This window comes from Phnomibacter sp., from assembly GCF_036803085.1.
In the GTDB taxonomy this organism is placed as follows: domain Bacteria; phylum Bacteroidota; class Bacteroidia; order Chitinophagales; family Chitinophagaceae; genus Phnomibacter.
In genome coordinates this window covers 409,127-429,959 of the sequence record NZ_DAIRUZ010000003.1, presented here as the reverse complement: position 1 = coordinate 429,959, position 20,833 = coordinate 409,127, and the positions used below count along the sequence as shown (strand labels likewise).

General features: G+C 48.2%; 19 protein-coding genes and 1 tRNA gene. 9 read left to right on the top strand and 11 right to left on the bottom strand.

The features are described from left to right. Positions 1 to 53: 53 nt before the first annotated feature. The 3 genes from V7Q13_RS08850 to V7Q13_RS08840 all read left to right on the top strand — a co-directional run bounded on the left by V7Q13_RS08850 (position 54) and on the right by V7Q13_RS08840 (position 3,584). Positions 54 to 2,105: a glycoside hydrolase family 65 protein gene (locus V7Q13_RS08850; protein ID WP_333800319.1), complete on the top strand. Its 2,052-nt coding sequence runs from the start codon at positions 54 to 56 to the stop codon at positions 2,103 to 2,105. Continuing rightward, positions 2,102 to 2,998 carry a hypothetical protein gene (locus V7Q13_RS08845; RefSeq protein WP_157475894.1) on the top strand — a complete coding sequence of 299 codons (897 nt, stop codon included), beginning with the start codon at positions 2,102 to 2,104 and terminating at the stop codon, positions 2,996 to 2,998. The genes V7Q13_RS08850 and V7Q13_RS08845 overlap by 4 nt, the downstream gene beginning before the upstream one ends. Before the next feature lie 88 nt (positions 2,999 to 3,086). Continuing rightward, a complete protein-coding gene (locus V7Q13_RS08840) occupies positions 3,087 to 3,584 on the top strand; it encodes a DinB family protein (protein WP_333800318.1) in 498 nt (165 codons plus the stop codon). Between the two features lie 51 nt (positions 3,585 to 3,635). Here the strand turns inward: V7Q13_RS08840 and V7Q13_RS08835 are convergent, their stop codons facing one another. Next, entirely contained in the window at positions 3,636 to 3,932 is a 297-nt protein-coding gene (locus V7Q13_RS08835; RefSeq protein WP_157475895.1) for a hypothetical protein, read from the bottom strand. 5 nt (positions 3,933 to 3,937) lie between these two features. Between V7Q13_RS08835 and V7Q13_RS08830 the strand changes: the two genes are divergently transcribed. The 4 genes from V7Q13_RS08830 (at position 3,938) to V7Q13_RS08815 (ending at position 8,841) form a co-directional block, all read left to right on the top strand. After that, the gene (locus tag V7Q13_RS08830) at positions 3,938 to 4,111 is read left to right on the top strand and encodes a hypothetical protein (protein WP_157475896.1); all 174 of its coding nucleotides are present in this window, start codon (positions 3,938 to 3,940) and stop codon (positions 4,109 to 4,111) included. A 135-nt stretch (positions 4,112 to 4,246) separates the two neighbouring features. Beyond that, positions 4,247 to 6,136, top strand: a complete 1,890-nt coding sequence (locus tag V7Q13_RS08825; protein WP_333800317.1) for a hypothetical protein — start codon at positions 4,247 to 4,249, stop codon at positions 6,134 to 6,136. 126 nt (positions 6,137 to 6,262) lie between these two features. After that, entirely contained in the window at positions 6,263 to 7,828 is a 1,566-nt protein-coding gene (locus V7Q13_RS08820) for a SulP family inorganic anion transporter (RefSeq protein WP_333800316.1), read from the top strand. Positions 7,829 to 7,893: 65 nt separating this feature from the next. Then, complete coding sequence (locus V7Q13_RS08815; RefSeq protein ID WP_333800315.1) at positions 7,894 to 8,841, top strand: polyphosphate kinase 2 family protein; 948 nt, start codon at positions 7,894 to 7,896, stop codon at positions 8,839 to 8,841. Here V7Q13_RS08815 and V7Q13_RS08810 read toward each other — a convergent pair whose 3' ends face one another. Further along, positions 8,842 to 9,651 (bottom strand): DUF2490 domain-containing protein, encoded by an 810-nt coding sequence (locus tag V7Q13_RS08810; RefSeq protein ID WP_333800314.1) that lies wholly within the window; start codon positions 9,649 to 9,651, stop codon positions 8,842 to 8,844. It lies immediately after the preceding gene. Between the two features lie 355 nt (positions 9,652 to 10,006). Between V7Q13_RS08810 and V7Q13_RS08805 the strand changes: the two genes are divergently transcribed. After that, entirely contained in the window at positions 10,007 to 11,572 is a 1,566-nt protein-coding gene (locus V7Q13_RS08805; RefSeq protein WP_333800313.1) for a hypothetical protein, read from the top strand. On the opposite strand, the gene V7Q13_RS08800 is transcribed toward V7Q13_RS08805, so the two are convergent. From V7Q13_RS08800 to V7Q13_RS08780, 5 genes are all read right to left on the bottom strand, one after another. Next, the gene (locus V7Q13_RS08800) at positions 11,556 to 12,527 is read right to left on the bottom strand and encodes an alpha/beta hydrolase family protein (protein ID WP_333800312.1); all 972 of its coding nucleotides are present in this window, start codon (positions 12,525 to 12,527) and stop codon (positions 11,556 to 11,558) included. The two genes, V7Q13_RS08805 and V7Q13_RS08800, sit on opposite strands and share 17 nt — an antisense overlap. A 30-nt stretch (positions 12,528 to 12,557) precedes the next feature. Beyond that, positions 12,558 to 13,109 carry a 1-acyl-sn-glycerol-3-phosphate acyltransferase gene (locus V7Q13_RS08795; protein ID WP_333800311.1) on the bottom strand — a complete coding sequence of 184 codons (552 nt, stop codon included), beginning with the start codon at positions 13,107 to 13,109 and terminating at the stop codon, positions 12,558 to 12,560. 98 nt (positions 13,110 to 13,207) lie between these two features. Then, positions 13,208 to 13,289, bottom strand: a tRNA-Leu gene (locus V7Q13_RS08790). 50 nt (positions 13,290 to 13,339) lie between these two features. Beyond that, positions 13,340 to 13,681 carry a gliding motility protein GldC gene (gene gldC, locus V7Q13_RS08785; RefSeq protein WP_333800310.1) on the bottom strand — a complete coding sequence of 114 codons (342 nt, stop codon included), beginning with the start codon at positions 13,679 to 13,681 and terminating at the stop codon, positions 13,340 to 13,342. Positions 13,682 to 13,753: 72 nt separating this feature from the next. Then, positions 13,754 to 14,791, bottom strand: coding sequence for a hypothetical protein (locus tag V7Q13_RS08780; protein ID WP_333800309.1), 1,038 nt, complete (start codon positions 14,789 to 14,791; stop codon positions 13,754 to 13,756). 173 nt (positions 14,792 to 14,964) lie between these two features. Here V7Q13_RS08780 and V7Q13_RS08775 point away from each other — a divergent pair, with 173 nt between their 5' ends. After that, a complete protein-coding gene (locus V7Q13_RS08775) occupies positions 14,965 to 15,690 on the top strand; it encodes a DUF4290 domain-containing protein (protein ID WP_333800308.1) in 726 nt (241 codons plus the stop codon). A 188-nt stretch (positions 15,691 to 15,878) separates the two neighbouring features. Here V7Q13_RS08775 and V7Q13_RS08770 read toward each other — a convergent pair whose 3' ends face one another. The 4 genes from V7Q13_RS08770 to V7Q13_RS08755 form a co-directional block, all read right to left on the bottom strand. Continuing rightward, positions 15,879 to 16,232, bottom strand: coding sequence for a hypothetical protein (locus V7Q13_RS08770; protein ID WP_333800307.1), 354 nt, complete (start codon positions 16,230 to 16,232; stop codon positions 15,879 to 15,881). A 424-nt stretch (positions 16,233 to 16,656) separates the two neighbouring features. Continuing rightward, positions 16,657 to 18,021: a Gfo/Idh/MocA family protein gene (locus tag V7Q13_RS08765; RefSeq protein ID WP_333800306.1), complete on the bottom strand. Its 1,365-nt coding sequence runs from the start codon at positions 18,019 to 18,021 to the stop codon at positions 16,657 to 16,659. A 61-nt stretch (positions 18,022 to 18,082) separates the two neighbouring features. Continuing rightward, on the bottom strand, positions 18,083 to 18,643 hold the full coding sequence (locus V7Q13_RS08760; RefSeq protein ID WP_333800305.1) for an REP-associated tyrosine transposase: 561 nt from the start codon (positions 18,641 to 18,643) through the stop codon (positions 18,083 to 18,085). A gap of 316 nt (positions 18,644 to 18,959) precedes the next feature. Further along, the gene (locus V7Q13_RS08755) at positions 18,960 to 20,312 is read right to left on the bottom strand and encodes a 3-keto-disaccharide hydrolase (protein ID WP_333800304.1); all 1,353 of its coding nucleotides are present in this window, start codon (positions 20,310 to 20,312) and stop codon (positions 18,960 to 18,962) included. Positions 20,313 to 20,833: the final 521 nt, after the last annotated feature.

The following is a 20,833-nucleotide window of genomic DNA, read 5'->3' as shown; positions in this document are numbered from 1 at the left end:
AACTACAGGGATTCGGGCTTAGGCCCGGATCCTTTTTTTATTCCCTTCAATCTATGTGTAGCAGAAAAATGCTCATCGCCCTGCTGATGAGTGGCGTGAGTGTATTAGCAACAGCGCAGGATGCCTGGCGCATTGCAGCAGATTCAATCGGTACCGGGTACTACGGCATTACTTCAGGTAACGGTATGATCGGTATCATTTCATCATCCGAACCGTTCAAGGTAAACAACGTGGTATTGGCCGGTGCTTACGACAGCTATGGCCGTGGCAGGGTCAGCAATTTCATCAACAGCTTCAACCTGTTGCAGGCAGACCTGCGTATTGATGGAAGGTCACCCAACCCAAAGGAAATCATCAACTATCGGCAACAGCTAAATGCCAGGAATGGCGGTTTTGAGGTAAGTTTTCAATACCCCGGCAAAGCGGAAGTGAAGTATACCTATTATGCGCTACGCCACTTGCCGTATTGTGTGCTGATGGATGTGGAAGTAAAAGCCCTCAGAAATATTTCGCTGGGTGCATCCAGCATTTTGCAGGCACCGGCAGAGCTGCGAAATACGCAACAATACTTCCAGGAAATTGATCGCAGTCATGTCGGGTTCCCTTTGCAAACCAGTTTGGCGCAAAGCCCAACCGGTGCGTTGCAATTATGTGCTACCACCAGCTTTTTATTTGAAGGAAGCAAAGCATCACAACCCGATATCATTCACCAGACACCCGATGATGGCCGCCATTTCATGCGGTTTCAAACAACGGTGGATTCAGGCAAAACTTACCGTTTTGGTATTGTTGGTGCTTCCATTACTTCGGCCCATCATCCCGATCCACGCAATGAAGCAGAACGCCTCACCATTTATGCCCGCCTCGAAGGTTTCAACCGTTTGCTGAACGGGCACAACAAAGCCTGGGATGAAATCTGGAAAAGTGACATTACCATCGAAGGCGATCCACAAAGCCAGCAGGATATCCGAAACATGCTGTACCACCTGTATGCCAGCATTCGGCCCGGTACTGGTTATTCTCTTTCTCCAATGGGGCTTAGTGGGCAAGGCTACAACGGCCATGTGTTTTGGGATGCGGATGTGTGGATGTTCCCCGTGCTTGCGCTGCTGCAGCCTTCCATGGCCGGGTCGATGATCGAGTATCGTTTTCAGCGATTGCCACAGGCTAAGCAAAATGCTTTATCCCATGGCTACAAAGGAGCTATGTACCCTTGGGAAAGTGCAGTGTCGGGATATGAAGAAACGCCTGTGTGGGCCTTATCTGGCCCATTCGAGCACCATATAACCGCCTGTGTGGCGCTAGCCGCCTGGCAATATTATTGTGTGACACAAGACAAAGACTGGCTGCATGAAAAAGGGTGGCCAATTATTGAAGCTACCGCAGCATTCTGGTGCAGCAGGGTGGAAAGGAACGGGCCCGGCAAGTACGACATCAACAATGTGGTGGCTGCCGATGAATGGGCCGAGAATGTAGACAATGATGCCTTCACAAATGCAGCCGCCAAAGCCAACCTGCAGATTGCAACGGAAGCCGCCTCGCTGCTTGGAAAGTCGGCTGACCCCGATTGGGCATTGGTGGCAAAAAACATCCCGGTGCTGCAGTTTGAAAATGGGGTAACCAAAGAACATTCCACCTACAATGGCGGTGGTATCAAGCAGGGCGATGTAAACCTGCTGGCATTCCCGCTGAAAGAAATAACACAGCCTGCACAGATTCGAAAAGACCTCGAGTATTATGAAACCCGTGTGCCGGTTTCAGGCACTCCTGCCATGACGCAGGCCATCTTTTCGCTGCTCTACAGCAGGCTGGGCGATAGTGCAAAGGCATGGCATTTCTTCCAGGATGCTTATCGTCCCAATCTCAACCCGCCCTTCAGGGTGATGGCAGAATTCAAAGGCGGCACCAACCCCTATTTTCTAACCGGAGCAGGCGGCGTATTACAAGCCGTGCTGTTCGGTTTTGGAGGTCTCGACATTACTGGTAAAGGCGTTACGCAAATGCCTTCCACCCTGCCTGCCCACTGGAAAAAGCTAACCATATCAGGTGTCGGCAAAAACAAACAAACCATAATAGCAGAACAAGCAAAAAGTATAAGAAAATGAAGCGAATCATCATCATGGCAATGCTCATCGCCTTCTCCATGAGTGCCAATGCCATTTCATACGATACCAGCTATAGGTCTGGCAGAAATTATGACAAAGCCATGTTTCGAATGTGGCATGCTGATACAGCCAGGCAGCTGAAAGCATGGCTGGTACTGATGCCCGGAAGTAACAGCGACGGACGACCAGAAGTGGATGACCCGCAATGGCAGGCCTTTGCCGCCAAAAATCAACTCGCATTGGTTGGTTGTTATTTTACCGATAAGCCACACGAATTCATGATGGCTGAAGAGTACATGTATGTGCCTGCAGGCAGTGGCGACACTTTACTGAAAGCACTCAGGCAATTGGCTGTAAAAAGCGGCCATCCTGCATTGGCAAATGCGCCCATGCTGCTTTGGGGCATGAGTGCCGGTGGGCAGTTTAACTATGAAATGGCCTGCTGGAAACCCAACCGCATCATTGGGTTTGTAGTAAACAAAGGCGGGTTTTACTACACCGCCATGTCGCCGGTGGCTACCCGCAATGTGCCAGCGCTGTTCTTTACCGGTGAGAAGGACATGGAATACCGCTCCACCGTAGTAAAAGGCGTGTATGCGCTCAACAGGCGTATTGGCGCCTGCTGGGCATGGGCGCAGGAAACAGGGATTGGCCATGACGTAGGCCGATCGAAAGAAATGGCCCTTCAATGGTTCGATGCTATACTAAGAACTCGCTTTGCCAATGGTCAGCTACAACCCATCAACCAGCAGCAGGGTTATATAGGCCTCCAGCCTTCATTGAACATTGAGCCTGCGGAGAGCTGGAAAAAAACCGATCAATTCATCAGCAGCTGGCTCCCCAATAAAGCGCTGGCTGACCTGTGGCAATCGGTACAGCAGCCTTCCAAATAAACTTACTACAACCATTCATCATTTTGGCGTTGAAAGGGTTTCAGGTGACTCCTGTGTTTTGTATTTTACTGCACTAAACCCTTTTACTATGTCAATGAAAGAAGCCTTTCTTGCCGAGCTCAAATACGAAGCTGGCAACACCCGCAAATTACTGGAAGCGATGACCGATGAATCGCTGGGATACAAACCTGATCATAAGAACTGGAGCATGGCGCAATTAGCCAGTCATATTGCCGAAACCTACAACTGGTACACCGACACATTTTCTACCAACAATTTTGACATGGGCACTTACAAATACGATAAAGGAGACATAAGCAAAGCCTCCAATATTGTAGCCAAATTTGAAGAAAACCTTCCCAAGGCAATTGCTGCGTTGGAAAGTGTACCCGATGATAGCGTTTTCATGGAAACCTGGGCCATGAGTATGGGTGGCCAGGTTTTGATGCAAATGCCCCGGGTGCAGGCCATCAGAACCTTCCTGATGAATCACTTGTACCACCACCGCGGACAGTTTACGGTATACCTGAGGGCAGCAGGCTGTAAAGTACCGGGCACTTACGGTCCATCGCAGGATGAAATGTAACCACCAAATGAAGTATAAGTCGATAGCCGTAGTAATTGCTTGCTGCGGCTATTATTTTTTAGAGAAATACAGGTACAGGTTGATGACTGATAAGAGGAATCCAACCAGCGAAATAACCAGGGTAATCCAAAATCCAACCAAGCGGTAATGAGTGAGTTTAAGCCGGGCTTCCAGGAGCTCTACCTTTTGCTGGTCTTTTTCATTAGCAGGAGGCTTCTCTTTTAAAACATGCTGATCGCTGAGAAATGAAGTATACCCTCCTCGAAGTATCCAAAATTTTCCATAGTTGGTGATGTTCAACACGGTATGTTCAGGATCGCAGTAACTCGCCAGTTTGTCGCGTACCAACTGATGTGCCCAAAGCCTGCATTGCCCCCAAAACGCTGCTCACTTTGGAAGAGTGTATGGAATACATTCAGCAGGATGAGTGCATTGAAGTAACACCCAACTTCATAAGGATGCGCAAAGTGATTTTGGATGAACACGAACGCAACCGCATTGCTAAGTCGATGAAGAGTGAAGCGTAAGCTGTTGAGTAAATAAGTGAATCCCGGTAGTGAAAGCTGCCGGGATTTTTTTGTGCATGATGGAATAGGGCAGTAGCATTCATAGAACTCCCTTTCTTTGCGCCACCTTATTTCAGAAAGTTCAACTCATTTTGCATGAAGCAATTTTTTACACTCTGCTGCGGGCTGCTGGCCATGCAGGCATCCGCACAGTGGAACAACGATCCATCCCTCAACAATCCCATTTCAGTTCAAACCAATTTGCAGTACGCTGCATCCATTACTACCGATGGCGCAGGTGGTGCCATCATTGTATGGAGTGATTGGCGCAGTGGCGAAGGCGATGTGTATGCACAACGGATCAATGCAGCCGGCCAAGTACTGTGGGATGCTGATGGCAAAGCCGTTTGTACCGCTACAGGCAACCAAAATTTTCCAACAATATACAGTGATGCTGCCGGTGGTGCTTTTATTGTATGGCAAGACAATCGTGGCGCTAATCAGGATATTTACATGCAACGTATGGATGCCAATGGCAATGCACTGTGGACAGCCAATGGCATTGCTGTTTGCAATGCTGCAGGTACGCAATACAACCCCAATGTACTCAACCTTGGTGGTGGTGCCTGCATGGTAGCCTGGCACGATGACCGAACCAGTGCAAATAGCGATGTGTACATGCAAAAAATAAACAATGATGGTACTGCAGCATGGGCTGCCAATGGCGTACTCATCAGCAATGCATCGGGGTATCAGCTATATCCAAAAATGACAACAGATGCAGCAGGTGGTGCCATAGTGGTGTGGCAAGACAGCCGCAGTGGTGGCAGCAACTACGACATTTACGCACAACGGATTGATGCAACCGGCGCTGTGCAATGGACAGCCAATGGCGTGGCGGTGTGCACAGCTTCGGGTATGCAGGGCGATGCTGAACTGCTGGCCGATGGTGCAGGCGGCGCATTGATTGTATGGGAAGATTATCGCCCCGGCACCAGCAGCGATGTGTACATGCAGCGCATCAACAACAATGGCGTAGCTCAATGGAACAGCAATGGCAACGCCATTTGCACAGCGGCCAATTATCAGAATGACCCTAAACTGGTAAGCGACGGTAATGGCGGTGCCATCATCACCTGGTTCGACTATCGCAGTGATGGCGGCTCATTTACAAACTTTGATATTTACGCCCAGCGGGTAAACAGTGCCGGTGCATTTGAGTGGACGAGCTACACAACGGGCTTGCCTGTATGTACTTCGGCAGGTCGCCAGCAACTGCCACAAATTGTAACCGATGGTACAGGTGGTGCCATCATTGCATGGCAAGACAACCGCAACGGCAACAACGATGTGTATGCTGCAAGAGTAAGTGCAGATGGCAGCACACCCTGGACAACCAACGGTGTGGTGGTAGCCAATGCGGCTAACGGACAAGACAATCCGGTGTTGGTAAGCGATGGTAGCAATGGTGCTATTGTAGCTTGGGCCGACAACCGCAATAGCAATTATGATTTGTATGCCAGCCGCATATTTGCCGGTGGTACATTACCTGTTGTACTCAATAGCTTCACCGGGAAAAAAGCGGGGGCCACTAACGAACTCAATTGGGTACTTGATGCTACAGCTGCTCACTACCAGGTAGTGTTGCAAGTGAGTACAGATGGTATTCGGTTTAATGATTTGTACAAGCATAGCGTGGCGGTTGCATCTTCCCGTAAGCAATACCAGCACTCAAACGTTGCAGGCACTTTGTACTATCGATTAAAAATGATACAGCCCAATGCTGCTGTTTCTTTCAGCCATGTATTGGTGTTGGGCGCACCTGTATCAGGCACATTTAAATTGTACCCGACTGTAGCACAAAACCAACTGACTGTGCAAGCACCCACCGCTGGCGAACTGCGCATAGTACAAGCCAACGGACAAGTAGTTTACCGCATGATGGTAGCTGCCAATAGCCAGGTGCAAATTCCGGTAACGCAATTAACACCCGGAACCTACTACTGTGTGCTGGGCAATGCACAACAAGCATTCATCAAGCAGTAAAATATTATACAACCGCTGTACAATCCCGGTAGCAACAGCTATCGGGATTTTTTTGTGTATGAAAGATATCATATCACAACAGGTAGAGAGTATATACCTTGCTGCATCCATCAATCCTATTGGCACATGTCCGTTTTTTCTATCAGCCGCCGCAATAAGTTTTTGTTGCATTCTGTGCTGCGTCACGATGTAAAAGCCAGCGTCACTGTTTTTTTTGTAGCACTGCCTTTGTGTATGGGCGTTGCATTGGCGTCGGGTACGCCGGTGTATGCGGGCATTGCAGCGGGCATCATTGGTGGTATCGTGGTGTCTTTGTTTAGTAAGTCGGAGCTCAGTGTGAGTGGCCCTGCTGCCGGTCTTACGGCCATTTGTGCTTCGGCCATTACCGATTTGGGTGCTCCTGAAATCTTTTTTTTATCTGTAGCGGTAGCAGGTGTATTACAATTTTTACTGGGCGTACTCAAGTTGGGTGGCTTCACCCATTTTATTCCTTCTGCCGTTATCAAAGGTATGCTCAGCGCCATTGGCGTGTTGCTCATAGCCAAGCAGGTGCCCTTGCTTATAGGGTATGATAAACCCGATTTCTGGACCAACGAATTGTTTAACCTGCTCACATTTACGCATGGCTTTTCCAAGGTCAAATCTTTTTACGAAGCATTGACTCCCGGTGCCATGGTAATTGCTGCCGGTTCGTTTTTCATGATGTGGGCCTGGCAAAAATGGGCGGCTAAGAAAGTATCGTTTCTGCCATCTTCATTTGTGGTGGTGGTACTGGGCAGTTTGCTGGCGTTGTTGCTCAACAACAGCATTCCATACCTGCAGTTGCAGCCTGCGCAATACGTGCAGTTGCCTGCCAGCATTACCGATGAAATTCGTTTTCCCAACTTCAGTGCCTTGCTTTCCGATGCCAAAATTTGGCGCTATGCAGTGGTTATTTGTTTTGTGGCTTCGCTGGAAACATTGCTGAGCATTGAAGCCATTGATAAGCTGGACCCTTACAACCGGCTGACGCCACAAAACAGGGAGCTGATGGCACAAGGCACAGGCAATATGCTCAGCGGGCTGGTAGGTGGCTTGCCCATTACAGCTGTAATAGTACGCAGCTCGGCCAATGCCGAAGCCGGGGCCCGCAGCCGCATGTCGGCTATTTTGCATGGAGTGTGGTTGCTACTGGCAGTATTGTTGTTGGTGCCACTCATCAACAATATTCCGTATACCGTTCTGGCTGTCATACTCATTCGCACCGGTTACAACCTGGCCAAACCATCTATGATAAAAGCGGTGTACAAGCAGGGCCGCGAACAGTTTTTGCCCTTCATCTTTACCATTGTCGCCATCCTCTTTACCGACCTCTTGATTGGTGTACTGATTGGCATGGTGTATGCGGTGTACTTCATCATCAAGCATACTTACAGGGCAGGTTTTACCATGCAGCATTTACATCACAACGGCCTGCATGAAATACACATTGAATTGGCTTCGAATGTGAGTTTTCTCAACAAGAAAAAGCTACTCGAAACACTCGATGGTATTCCTGAATACGCAGAGCTTACTATCAACGGCGGCGGCAGTGTATATATCGATCAGGATGTGTTGGAGATCATTCAATCTTTCAAACCCAAGGCGCACAAAAAACACATTGCCTTGCACCTTATTAATATACCGGAAGTAGCCACTATCGAACTGCATTAGTGCAGAGTGTGCAGCATTTGCTGTAGTTTTAAAAGGCATTAAGCGATGCATCTTAAAACTACCCTATGAAAAAACGTACAGACAAGCGTCAGTGGTTTGAGCAATACCTGCAAACCCTTCGGGTAAAGCCCGGTAAAAAAGTAAATCTCCGCAAAGACTTTGCTACAGATTACGACCACAAAGCACTCACCAAAGAAGAAGGCGAAATACTGCTGAAAGAAGGGCTGGAGCATGTGTCACAAATGCAGGATAAGTTGTATGCGCAGGATAAGTACAGTGTGCTCATTGTACTGCAAGCCATGGATGCAGCCGGTAAAGACGGCGCTGTAAAACATGTGCTGAGCGGCCTAAACCCCAGCGGTGTAAAAGTGACCAGCTTTAAAACGCCATCGAAGGAAGAGCTCGACCACGACTACCTGTGGCGGCACTACAAAGCCTTGCCTGCCCGTGGCGAAATCGGCATTTTCAACCGCAGCCATTATGAAAATGTATTGGTGACGAGGGTGCATCCGGAGTACATTCTCAACGAGCATATTCCCGGCATTAATTCGGTAAAAGACATTAAGTCATCTTTTTGGGAAGAACGCTACAAGCAAATCAACCGCTTCGAAAAAAATTTGATTGATAACGGCACCATTATCCTGAAAATCTTTTTGCATGTATCGAAAGATGAACAGCGCAAACGCTTTATTGAACGCATCGACAACCCCGAAAAAAACTGGAAGTTTTCTGTAGCCGATGCACAAGAGCGGCAGCATTGGGATGCGTACATGCAAGCCTACGAAGAAATGCTGGCGGCCACATCTACCAAAGAAGCGCCATGGTTTGTACTGCCTGCCGATGACAAATGGTTTACCCGCTTGTGTTTGGGTGCAGTGCTCACTTTTGAATTTGAAAAATTACACCTCGCTTATCCTGCTGTAAGCGATGCTACCCGCAAGCAATTGCAGGAAATAAAAACCGCTTTGTTGGCAGAAGAGCAACCCGCTAAAAAGAAAAGCAAGCAATCCTGATTACTCGTCGGATAAATTGGGTACATGCATGGCAACCGATTTAGATTTTCTGAAATCGGGCGTGTAGTAAAAAAACAACCGGAACGTATGATTCATATCGTACTGGTAGCCGCTGTATTTCTGTTGGTATACATTCATGTAGCCGGCATCGTAGCTCCACGCATGGCCAAGGTTTTGGCGAATGCCAATGAAAATGCGGTTTTGATCGAGTGAGTTGTACACCACTTCTTTGCCTTGGTGCATCATGATTTCATCGGCCAGCACCAGCGACAAACGATGCGGTTTATTGTTGAGCGGAATATTGAAATTGATAAGGTACCGAAGGCGATTGGTAAACCGCCATTTGCCGGTGGGTTGATCGTTGGCTATTTTTTCTACCCAGCGTTGTTCATTGCGAATGCGTTGTAGCATACCAACTTTTCCCAGAGCTCCTGCATACTGTGCTTGCTGATGGATGCGATGCTCATCGCCAAATGTTTTCCAGCCTGCTGTGCTCGGAGCCAGCCAAAGATGGCCATATGCCAATGAAAAAGTGATCTTCTCATTCAGCCAATAGTTGGCACCAATTCGGGCAAAGTAAAAGCTGGCATCTTTCACGCCATTGTTTCTGCGAACATGTACATCGGCCATCATACCCCAGCGGTTGGTAAACCGCATGGTACTATTGATGCTTGTCCATGTATGAAAATTATGCTTTACCTGACGTGCAGGTATTTGTGCAAATGAAGTTGTAGCAAATATCAGTACCGCAAGGCCAGCAAAAAATAGCCGGATGTGATGAAAGGAAGAACGCTTTTTAGAGAAATGCATACTGCAAAGCAACAACATTGCGGGTACTGCTGACGATGATATTCATCAGCTGTAAAAGGAATTTAGGAGCAGGACGGGCAGGATGGTTGACATGGCTGAAAAAAGAAGGTCTCCTGTAGAAACAGGAGACCTCAACGATTGCTTGCCATATGAAAAAAAAGTTCGAAATCTACTTTGTAGGTGTCTGTGCTCTTTCGATTTTCACTCCGGTGTTACCCGTTGTTCACATTCACAATGCAATATTACTACCCCGAAATGCCTGCTACAAGCTAATTTTGGCTGCATTTGATGATGTCAAACCAACACGAAACGGCTGAAAAACCTTGCAGCACAAGGGTTTCGGCCTAAATAGCACATGATGCCCAACCGCCAAACCGACATATTATTTCAATTGATACAAGCTATGGAAAAGGCGGAAAAACGTCATTTCAAGCTGTATATCAAAAAAAACTCCAGCCGCGAAGACCTTAAAATCGTCCGGCTGTTTGATGCGCTGGATAAAATGACCGAGTACGATGAGCGGCAATTATTGAAGAAACTGGCAGGGGTAGAAAAGCCACAACTGGCCAACCTGAAAACGCATTTGTATAAGCAAATCATGGCCAGCCTGCGAGATCTCAAAAGCAAGGATAGTGTAGAACTTCAGCTGAACGAAATGCTGGATTATGGCCGCATTTTGTACAATAAAGGCCTCTTTGCCCAAAGCCTTAAGTTTTTAGATAAAGCCAAAGAGATTGGCTTTACACATGGCAAGTATAATTTTCTGAGCCAGGTTATATCGCTGGAAAAAAAGATAGAGGGTTTGTACATTACCCGCAGTATGCACGAAAGGGCAGAGCAATTATCAAAGGAAGCGATAGAAGTAAGTGCCCATATTTATCAGGTATTTCAGCTCAGTAACCTTGCAGTACGGTTGTATAGTTTTTACATTCAACACGGGCATGCACTCAACCTGGAAGAAGAAGAAAAAATAAAGCAGTTTTTTGAAGAAAATCTGCCTGCCAATGCCCACAGCCTCGATGGTTTTTATGAGCGGTTGTATTTGTACCAGAGCTATTGCTGGTACTCTTTTATACGGCAAGATTTTTTGATGTATTACCGCTACGCCAAAAAATGGGTAAGCCTTTTCGATCAGGATCCGGTGAGGAGAAAAGTAGAAACAGGCCACTACATCAAAGGCTTGCACAACCTGCTGAATGCACATTTCGATTTGCGTAATTTCAAAGCATTCGAAACATCACTCAAAGAGTTTGAAGACTTTTATAAATCGCCGCTTTGTCAGCAGCACGACAACTTTCGCATTCATACTTTCATATACCTTACCAGTGCCCGCCTCAACTGGCACCTGATGTGTGGTACATTTAAAGAAGGCTTGCAACAAGTACCTATTATTGAAGAAAACATCCGCAAGTTTGAGCTGCACCTCGATAAGCACCGGGTGCTGGTGTTCAATTACAAAATTGCATCGCTGCACTTTGGCTATGGCAACTTCAAAGCGGCCATCGATTACCTGCAAAACATCATACACGAACCATTAGACCTGCGTTACGACCTGCACAGTTATGCAAGGCTTATGCACCTCATGGCGCATTATGAGTTGGGTAATGATATGATTATTGAATCGCTGGCAAAATCGGTGTATCGCTTCATGGCCAAAATGAAAAACCTGACAGCGGTAGAAGAAGCCATTTTTACTTTCCTCCGTAAGAATATTCACCTCTCTCCAAGGCAATTAAAACCCGAGTTGGAAAAGTTGCTGGCGCAAATCAAGCAGTTTGAAAAAGACCGGCATCAAACCCGGGCTTTTGCATACCTCGATATCATCAGCTGGCTGGAGGGCAAGGTATCTGGCAAGCCAATGGGGGTGATACTGCAAGAAAAATTCAAGAAGAGCAAACACCGCACTATTGTGCCGCAGTAGTTGCTTTATATGTAAAAACATCTCCCTTTTGTAAGCTGTTGCTATACTGCTGTTGCAACCATTGTAGTTGCTGTTTATCATTTTTTAAATAGGCATCGAAAAACGCAATAGCACCGGTAGTAATGGCCGATAGATGCCGCGTATTGGCAGCACCAAACCTGGGCCTGCTACCACCGCCAAACGTAGCATGAGTGGCTCCGTTGAGCACCAGTAAATACTGAGGACTGCTGCTGATATGTTGATACGGCAACTGCCGTTGTGCCGGATCAAAATTGCCGGTTCTGTCCAGCGGATAATCGTCTTTGGTGCCCGTCATGTGAAAGAGCGGAATGCGAATGTTGGCATAATAATCTTTCAAATTGCCATTCACTTTTTCTGGCGTGTTGGGGCTTAGCACAAGCCCTGCTTTTATTTGTGGCACAGTATATTGATCAATGCGGCCACCCAACAATTCGCCGGCAGCAATCATGGTACTGCGGGCACCGTAAGAGTGACCAGCCATACCAATACTTTCCAAATCCAGATGGCCTTTCAATAGGGCATTTTGCTGTTGCAGTTGTTGCAATGCTTGCACAATAAATGGAATATCTGCAGCACGGTTGGTGAAGTTGGCAGGCTCTTTCAAAGAGTTTTTCAACGCTGCCCCTGCCTGTGTAAGTGGTTTTCCTTTCCACACGGTTTCATCGCTGCCATGGTGTTGTATAAAAAAACATACATACCCATGCGTGGCCAATGCTTCGCCGAGGTAGCCGGCAGCTTCTCTTGAGCCACCCAAACCATGCGAAAAAATGATGACCGGATGAAGCCCGGTAAGCGTAGCTGGCCGGTATAGTTTTACCGGAATGCTGCGCTGGCGGCTATTGTCAGTAAGGGTAAATGTATCTGTAACAAAAGACTGTGCCAGCACCTGCAAAGAAAAGAAGGCACAGCAAAGTGAGGTGAGCAGTGATTTCATGCGGGTGAGACGAGTAAGACTGCTGCAGGTTTAAAAATGCATCAATCCCTGCTCCGGAATTTTGCCTTCAATGGGCCTGTAGAAGTTGGTGATTCTTTCGAAGTCAGCAGCTTCGTTTTCGGTGGTCATAAAGGGTTCATCAAAAATGACTTTGTGATTTTTGAAATCGAAACCCACTATCATAATAGGCACGCCTGCCTGCCGGGCTATGTGGTAAAAACCGGTACGCAGTTTCTCTACTTTTTTGCGGGTGCCTTCGGGGGATAATGCAATCACCAGACTTTCACTGTCATTAAACTTTTGCACCACGGCATCTACCAGATTATTGTTATTGCGACGGTCTACCGGGGTGCCGCCAAGCCAGCGGAAAATGAAACCAAATGGGGGCTTAAATAACTCTTGCTTCCCCAGAAACTTTACATATGTAAAACGATAAGCACTGCGGACAGCTACACCTAAAATAAAATCTTTCCAATGTGTATGCGGTGCCACAATAATCACCATTTTTTTGAGGTGATACGGAAAGTTGCCTTCCACTTTCCAGCCTTCGCTCCAGAGATACCATTTCCAAAACCAGCGCATGCAATCGTATTTATGTCAAATAAATTTGAACGCCTAAATGTAAGGGCCACGCCAATGCGTAAATTAAAAAAGCACCAACTACTGTTGATGCTTTTTTGTCCGGGCGGAGGGACTCGAACCCCCATGCCTCGCGGCGTCAGATCCTAAGTCTGATATGTCTACCAATTTCACCACGCCCGGATTTGGGCTGGCAAAAATAGGGGAACCAGCCTAAAAACGGTGAGTAGCCTTTATCCTTGCTGCCGCAGGTTCTCCTGAAACTTCTTGAAAAAGTCTTGTGCAAAGTGTTTCATTTCATGCGCCAGTGCATGCTGGCCCGTGCTACGGTCGAAGGTATCGGCCATACCCATCATGCTTTGGTAAAAGAAATCGCCCATTTCATCTACCATCATGTCTTTGGTCCAGAGGTCTATGCGCAGGGCTGCTTTGTCGGCGCCATCCCAAAAACTCACCATCATGGCTTTGGCCGGCTGGCTATCGGTGGCGGTGCTGTCGGTGGCGTTCCACAAAATATTTTCAGGTACTTTCTGCTCATCGAGTTGTACGCCTATCGTAATGGTTGATTGTTTCATGTATGTAGTTGATTAAAATGTTGCAGGTATTTTTTGCGGCAGCAAATATCCGTTGGTAGCGGCAAACGCTGTCTAGTTTTCGCAGGTCGTTTGGAAAGCTTGCATTAGCCTGTCTGCCATCAGCGGCAGCGGGTGCCTTGCCAGCCAGTGTTGCGCATTGGCCAGCAGGGTGTTGCGGTAGGTTTCGTCTTTGTATAGCAGCATCAGTGCCTGTGCCAGTTGGGCCTCTTCCCAGCCGGGCAGCAGGTAGGCAGCGGGGCCACAGGCGGCTTCACTCACAGCGCTGCGGGGGGTAAGCAGGGCAGTGCCCGTTTTCAGTACACTCAGCATGTACCAGGCAGGCACAGCCGGATTGAGGAGCACCGCATAGGCAGCAGCACTCAGGCTCCACAGTTGTTGGCTGGTACATTGGGGCAGCACCTGCACATCGCTGCGGTATTTGTAGGTAGATAGTTTGTCGGCAAAATCAGCCGGCGCATTTTCCGGCAGTGCTATCAGCAGGGGCATGCTGCTTTGCTGGCGTTTTCTAAATTGAGAATACGCTTTCAGCAAGGCCAGCAGTTCATCACCCGAGGCTTTGCCATAGCTCAAAAAATACTCCAGCCCGCCGGCATTTGTTTGCTTCAACTGCTCCCGTTGTGCCCAGGCCAGGGCCTGCGCCGCAGGGTGTGCTGCCAGCCCAATGTAATGGGCTTTTACCCCTGCAGGCAATACCCGCTGGCCCAGCTGAAACGCAGCACTCAGCGCCACAGTGCAGGGTGTAGGCCATTTGGCAGGCAGGCCGTTTACAGCACTATAACCGGGCTGTAACCATAGTTGCGGGCAGCTAAGTCCGGGTATCCAGTCATCGCATTGCAACACGATGTTTACCTGCTGTTGCTGAATGATGTGCTGCAGTTGGCGTTTGTATTGAACCGCCCCCAACAGCGGCAACCTCGATTGCTTCAGCGGCAGCCATTGTACCTCAGCGGCCAGCGCCTGTGGCAGGGCTGTAGTACCTGCCAGCAACCATGTGGTTTGCTCAAACTGAGTGCTGAGTTGCAGCAGCAATGCCTCCAGCATGGGCTGCTGTTGTAGTGCTATACTTCCGGTATGAATGAGGATGCGCATGGGGCAGCAAAGGTAAGGGCCACATTTGCAGTCATTTTTAGTACTGCATGCTCAAATGCCCTATTTTTGACCCACGGCCGCAAACATAACGGGCCGTTTTACATCTGACAGGCCAGCGGGCACTTGCCCTCACACACATTAGCGCCTTCAGCAATTACACAGCAATACTTAGTATGGAATACAATACCGGCAGAGGATCTCTGCAAATGAAGGAGTATGGTCGCCATGTGAAAAAGATGGTGGAGTATGTACTTACCGTAGAAGACAAAGAGCAACGCCAACGCAATGCCGAAGCCATCGTAGAACTCATGGGTTTTCTAAACCCACAAATGAAACAGGTAGAAGACTACAAACACAAACTGTGGGATCACCTGTTTGTGATCAGCGATTTTAAACTGGATGTGGAAAGCCCCTACGGCAAGCCTACCCCCGAAGAATACCATGCCAAGCCCGACCCGCTGCCTTACCCCAAGTCGCGGCTCAAATACAACCACCTTGGCAAAAACCTCGAACGCCTTATTGACAAGGCCATGGTAGAAACCGACCCCGAAAAAAAGAGCGGCTTTGCCCATACCATTGCTCACTACATGAAGCTGGCTTACAGCACCTGGCACAAAGAGCTGGTGCACGACGATGGTATTCGCCAGGAGCTCGATGCCATTACCAAAGGCGAACTTACTTTTACCAATACGCCATTTGTACGGCACCGTCCCGCCCCTTTCCGCGACGAAGATTCTTACGCCCCCATCAAACGCAACAACAACAAGTACAAGAAAAACCGACCCGGTGGCGGCGGTGGCGGTGGCAACAACCGCAACAATGGTGGCGGTGGCGGCAACCGCAACAACAATGGCGGCGGCGGCAATCGCGGCAAATTCGTACCCAAAAAACGCTACTAAGTCAAACCGCTTTACATCAATACAAAGCCCGATAGCAATTACTATCGGGCTTTATTATTGGGGGCAATCAGCAGTGGTACATAAATGAGCTACCGTTGGGGCTATCACTTGTAGTGGCCTTCGTGCCTCAGGCCAGCTACCCGTTCTATCCCCCTGCCTTTGTGCAGCAGTGCAGGTAGCAGCATAGACTATTTTACTACTTCAATACTTCTGTATTTGAAAACAGTAGCCGCTTCGGGATTACCTTTTGCTGGAGCAAAACCTGTTGGATAACCTGCATTGGAAACCACTTGCCCTTTTACTTTTATCGTTAGTGGTAAATGTACTCCATCAAACAAATCATCTGCAACTGTCAAGCGATTGTTGGCCGGCTCCAAATAGTAGTATTCTTTTTCTTTCTTAATGCCTGTAGCGTTTACCGCAGACCATTGTGCACAGGTGCAACTAATGGCATTGAAAGTAAAAGTCATCACGGTATCTTCAGCTGGAAGAAAAGGAATTTCATCTTTTTCGGCAATTCGGACACTGGTAAAACGAAACACTTTTGCTCTGTCAAGTTTCTCTTCTCCTTGAATGGTTCCTTTTGGGTAATCCGGCTTTTCATAAAACTGACCTACCACCGTGGCTTTATGTCGTGAAGCATCAAAAAAAATTCAATAACCGCGACAGTGAATCATTAGCAGGCTCCAAAAAGATACAATGTGATGCCAAGTCACTGTTCTCGTATTTACGATAGTCTGCAGCTGTAATCCATTGGGCACATGCACAACCCCATGCTATGTATCGCAAGTCTAAAGTTGTAACCTGTGGCAATAATGTATTGGAAGGATCAGAAATGTCTTTTTCTACAATCTGATCCATCGTCATTTTGGCCTGCTCATAAGCCTGCTTTGACTTACAAGCAAAGCCAATACAACACATCATCAACATCACCACTTGCCTCATTGGTAAAGAGTTGAATGCACGTTACAATTCAAACACTTTTCCACCCACCATCACTTCCTGCCGCTGGCTGTCGAAGCTGGCTTTTTGGCCGGTACGCACCGCTGCATTGGTCATGATGCTGGCAATGGAGTGGTAGTAACCTGCTTCTACAGGGGCGTTGGGTTGCTGCCGGCTGCGAACGCATTCCATCCAGTTGAGCATGTGCATGCTGGTAAGCGGGTCGGCACCCATATTGGCTGCTGTAGCTACGGATACGGCTGCAGCCTGTGCATTCAAATCGCTTTCTGGCAGCAGGTTGGGCGCCATACCCATGGCCGCTGCTTCTGCTTTTTGCAACCCACCCTTCGGCGATACTTTATTGGTGAGCATGTTGAGTTCGCCACCGTTGCTGTAATAAATTTCGCTCATGCCACCTGTACTGTTGTGCATGCGGCTGGTAAACACCACCTGAAAACCATTGCGCATGTCATCCGCCGGACCGTAGTCAAAAACGGCCGTCATGGTATCCCAGTTTTGGCGGCCATCTTTCCAGGCATAAATGCCGCCGTTGGCCACCACACTCCTTGGGTGTTGCAAATCAGTAAACCAATGCACGGTGTCTATCTGGTGGCACATCCACTGGCCGGGCATACCCGATGAGTAGGGCCAAAACAAACGGTACTCGAGGTACTTGCGGGGGTCCCATTTTTCAAAAGGACGATTCATGAGGTAGCGTTTCCAATCGGTATCTCTTTCCTGGCATTGGGCTACCAGCGATGGGCGGCGCCAGCGGCCGGGCTGGTTTACATTCCACACCAGCTCTACCGTGGTAATGGGCCCAAACTGGCCGCTGCGGATAAACCGGTTGGCCGCATGATAGTTGGGCCCGCTGCGCCGCTGCGAACCCACCTGTACAATTTGCTGGCTGGCCTTAATGGCTTTGAGTGCTGCCCGGTTATCGGCCATGGTTTCGGCAAATGGTTTTTCTACATACGCATCGCAGCCGGCCTGTACGGCTTCTATGGCATGCAGGGCATGCTGAAAGTCGGCGGTGCTTACAATCACTGCATCCACACTCTTGCTGCTGTACAAGGCTTCGTTGTTGGCAAATGCTTGGATTGTGGCGTCGTTGTTGTTGGCTTTCAGCCAGGCCACGCCTTGCTCCCGGCGCAGCTTCCACAAATCGCTGACGGCTACGAGTTCAAAGTTTTGTGCCTGCTGGTGTTGCATAAAGCAGGGGCCCAGCGTGTCTTTGAATCGGTCAGAAAAGCCCACTACGCCCACCCGCACCCGATCGTTGGCACCGATGATGCGGCGATAGCTGCGGGCACTAAAACCGGCGGCACCCAGCATCAGCGAGGCACTGGCCATAGAAGAAGCTTTGATAAATTGGCGACGAGATGACATGTGGTAGAGGTTTTTCTGTCGCAGGCCTCCCGGCCTGTGACAAGCTGGTTACTAATCGTTTTTATTCATTCAAAAATGAAATGGATAAAGGTCCTTGTTGGCGTGACCGACAATAATCGGCTGCACTGCTATACAGCCACTCTTGTGGTTCCGCCACAAACCCTGCTTTCACAGGATTTGAATGTACATAGTTTAGTCGTGATACATACATGGCTGCATTCTCCAATTGAATGGGGTGATTTTCATGTTGCCAAAACTGAAATCGATGTGTACTCCTGTTTTGCTCTCCATATTTCTCGAACTCATTCAACATCCAATGCTTTCGGCTTTCCTGCGGATGATTGACAATTGCATCGATGATTTTCATGGCTGTATAGCTTTTTATTTCTTTCAGCACAGCAGCAGGCTTATGCGGCTCAGTACATGAAAAAATTAAATGCAGGTGGTTGGTCATGAGTACCCAGCCATGAATTTGCATGCCTTTGTTTTGCTGGCTGAACCGAATGCTGTCCAGCAGTATGTTTCTATAGATATCTCTGGTAAAAACATCTATCCAGCCAACTACAGTACTAGTGCTGAAATAAATGGCATTTGCATTCCGGAATTTGTATTGCTGACTCATGTGTTGGTGTGTTATGTGTTATGGGTGAAAATGGTACGTTTCTATCGCAGGCCTCCCGGCCTGTGATAGCCTGTTACTAGAGCTATATTTTGTTGCGGTTGCATAACTGTGAAGGGGTTGAATGAGTAAGCTGAGTAACGTGTTGTCACTGGCCGGGAGGCCAGCGACAGTTATTGCAATTCTGGTTCTATCGCAGGCCTCCGTGCCTGTGATGGCCTGTTACTAGAGCTATATTTTGATGCGGTTGCATAACTGTAAAGGGGTTGAATGAGTAAGCTGAGTAACGTGTTGTCACTGGCCGGGAGGCCAGCGACAGTTATTGCAATTCCTGCACTTTCAAACTGCGGTAACTCACTTTGTTGCCGTGGTCTTGCAGCAGCAGGCGGCCATAGGCTGCCATGCCAAACTGGGGCCAAGCGGCATACTTGCTGCGGGCTACCAAGGCGTAGTAGTAAGGCGTGCCTCGTTGGTACTCCAGCAGCTTCCAGCCATTGAGCCAGTGTTCTACGCGGTTGTCGGGGTGTACCACAATCATGCCGCGGTTCCACTCACCAATGTTGCGGCGGGCACGGGTCTCCCGCAACGATGGAATCAGATCGTACAAAGAAGCCAACGTGCGGTTGCCAATGCTGCCCATTTTGGCATCGGGATGTTTGTCATCATCCAAAATCTGATACTCCAAACCAATGGCCGAGCCACTGTTGTTTTCTCTTTCGGTCACAAAATATTTTACGCCACTATTGGCACCTTCACTCAGTTTAAAATCAAACTGGAAAATGAATGCTTTGAACGTATCGATGCTGACAATGTCGCCACCGTTGGTGCTTTCGCCACCATCAGAGGGCAGCACAGTGAGTTCGCCGTTGGCTATTTGCCAGCCCTTTTCAGGAAAAGCATTTTTGTAGGCGCCCCGCCAGCCATTGTTGGTTTGCCCATCCCACAGCAGGCGAACCCCATTCTTTTTTTCGGCTGCACTCAATTGGTTGGGCAGCAGGTTTACCACAAACACATTTCCAAGTGGGGTAGGTTGCAGGTTTTTTTCGCGGATGCGAATGTTGCGCCACATGATTTTTTTACCAGCATCGGCAGGCTTGTTGATGCTGTGCACCTGAAGCGCAATAAAGCCCCGCAACGTTACATCGTCTACAATGCTGGCCGCTTCTTTGCCGTTCACAAATGTGCGGATGTTGGTACCAATACATTCGATGCGGCACTTGTTCCAGCTGCCATGTTTGTACTGCGGTTTGGCGGCAGGATTGAGGTCGAGTGGATAGAGCCAGTCGCGGCGGGCTTCATCATAAATACCGCCGGTCCATGCCCGTGGCGATGGATCAATTTCAAACTGGTAACCATGCACCCTTCCATTCATGTAGTCGGGTTTGCTTTCGCTGCGAAACTGTACCCCCGAGTTCATTTGACTGTCGAGTTTGAATTCGAATTCGAGGATAAAATCGCTATAGGTTTTGCCGGTGATTAAAAAAGAGTTGGGTTCGCCATACACGGTTTCGCCCACAATCACTCCATTGTGCACCGTGTATTTTGCCTTGCCATTGAGTTGTTGCCAGCCTTGTAAATTGTTGCCATTGAAGAGGGGCGTCCAGCCATCTTGCTGCGCCAAACTACTCAGCATAAAAGAGGTGCTGAGCAGCAGTAAAAAAAGTTGTTTCATACGGGTTGCTTGTGCGGAGGAAAAGTACCGAACAAATTTGAGAATGAGCTCATGAAGGGGGGATGTCAGAAGAGGGGAGTTATTTGCCTTTGGCAAATGAGGTAATAAGTTTCGCACAACTTGTCCCGCAGCAGGCGGGAGAGGACACAGAACTCTCGGAGATATATTAATACATCAGCGAAAATCCTGTGTATTCATCTGTGCAAATCCGCGTACAATAGACAACATTTTTTAAGCCACAAATGCACAGATTACAATGACAGTTTTTTCTCATGAATCTGTGTATATGCGGCGAGTAATCAAATACAATAAAGTAACGGGTACTCACAGGCCGGGAGGCCTGCGAGAGAAGTGATATTTTAATACATCAGCGAAAACCCTGTGTATTTATCAGTGCAAATCCGCGTACAATAGACAACATTTTTTAAGCCACAAATGCACAGATTACAATGACAGTTTTTTCTCATGAATCTGTGTATATGCGGCGAGTAATCAAATACAATAAAGTAACGGGTACTCAC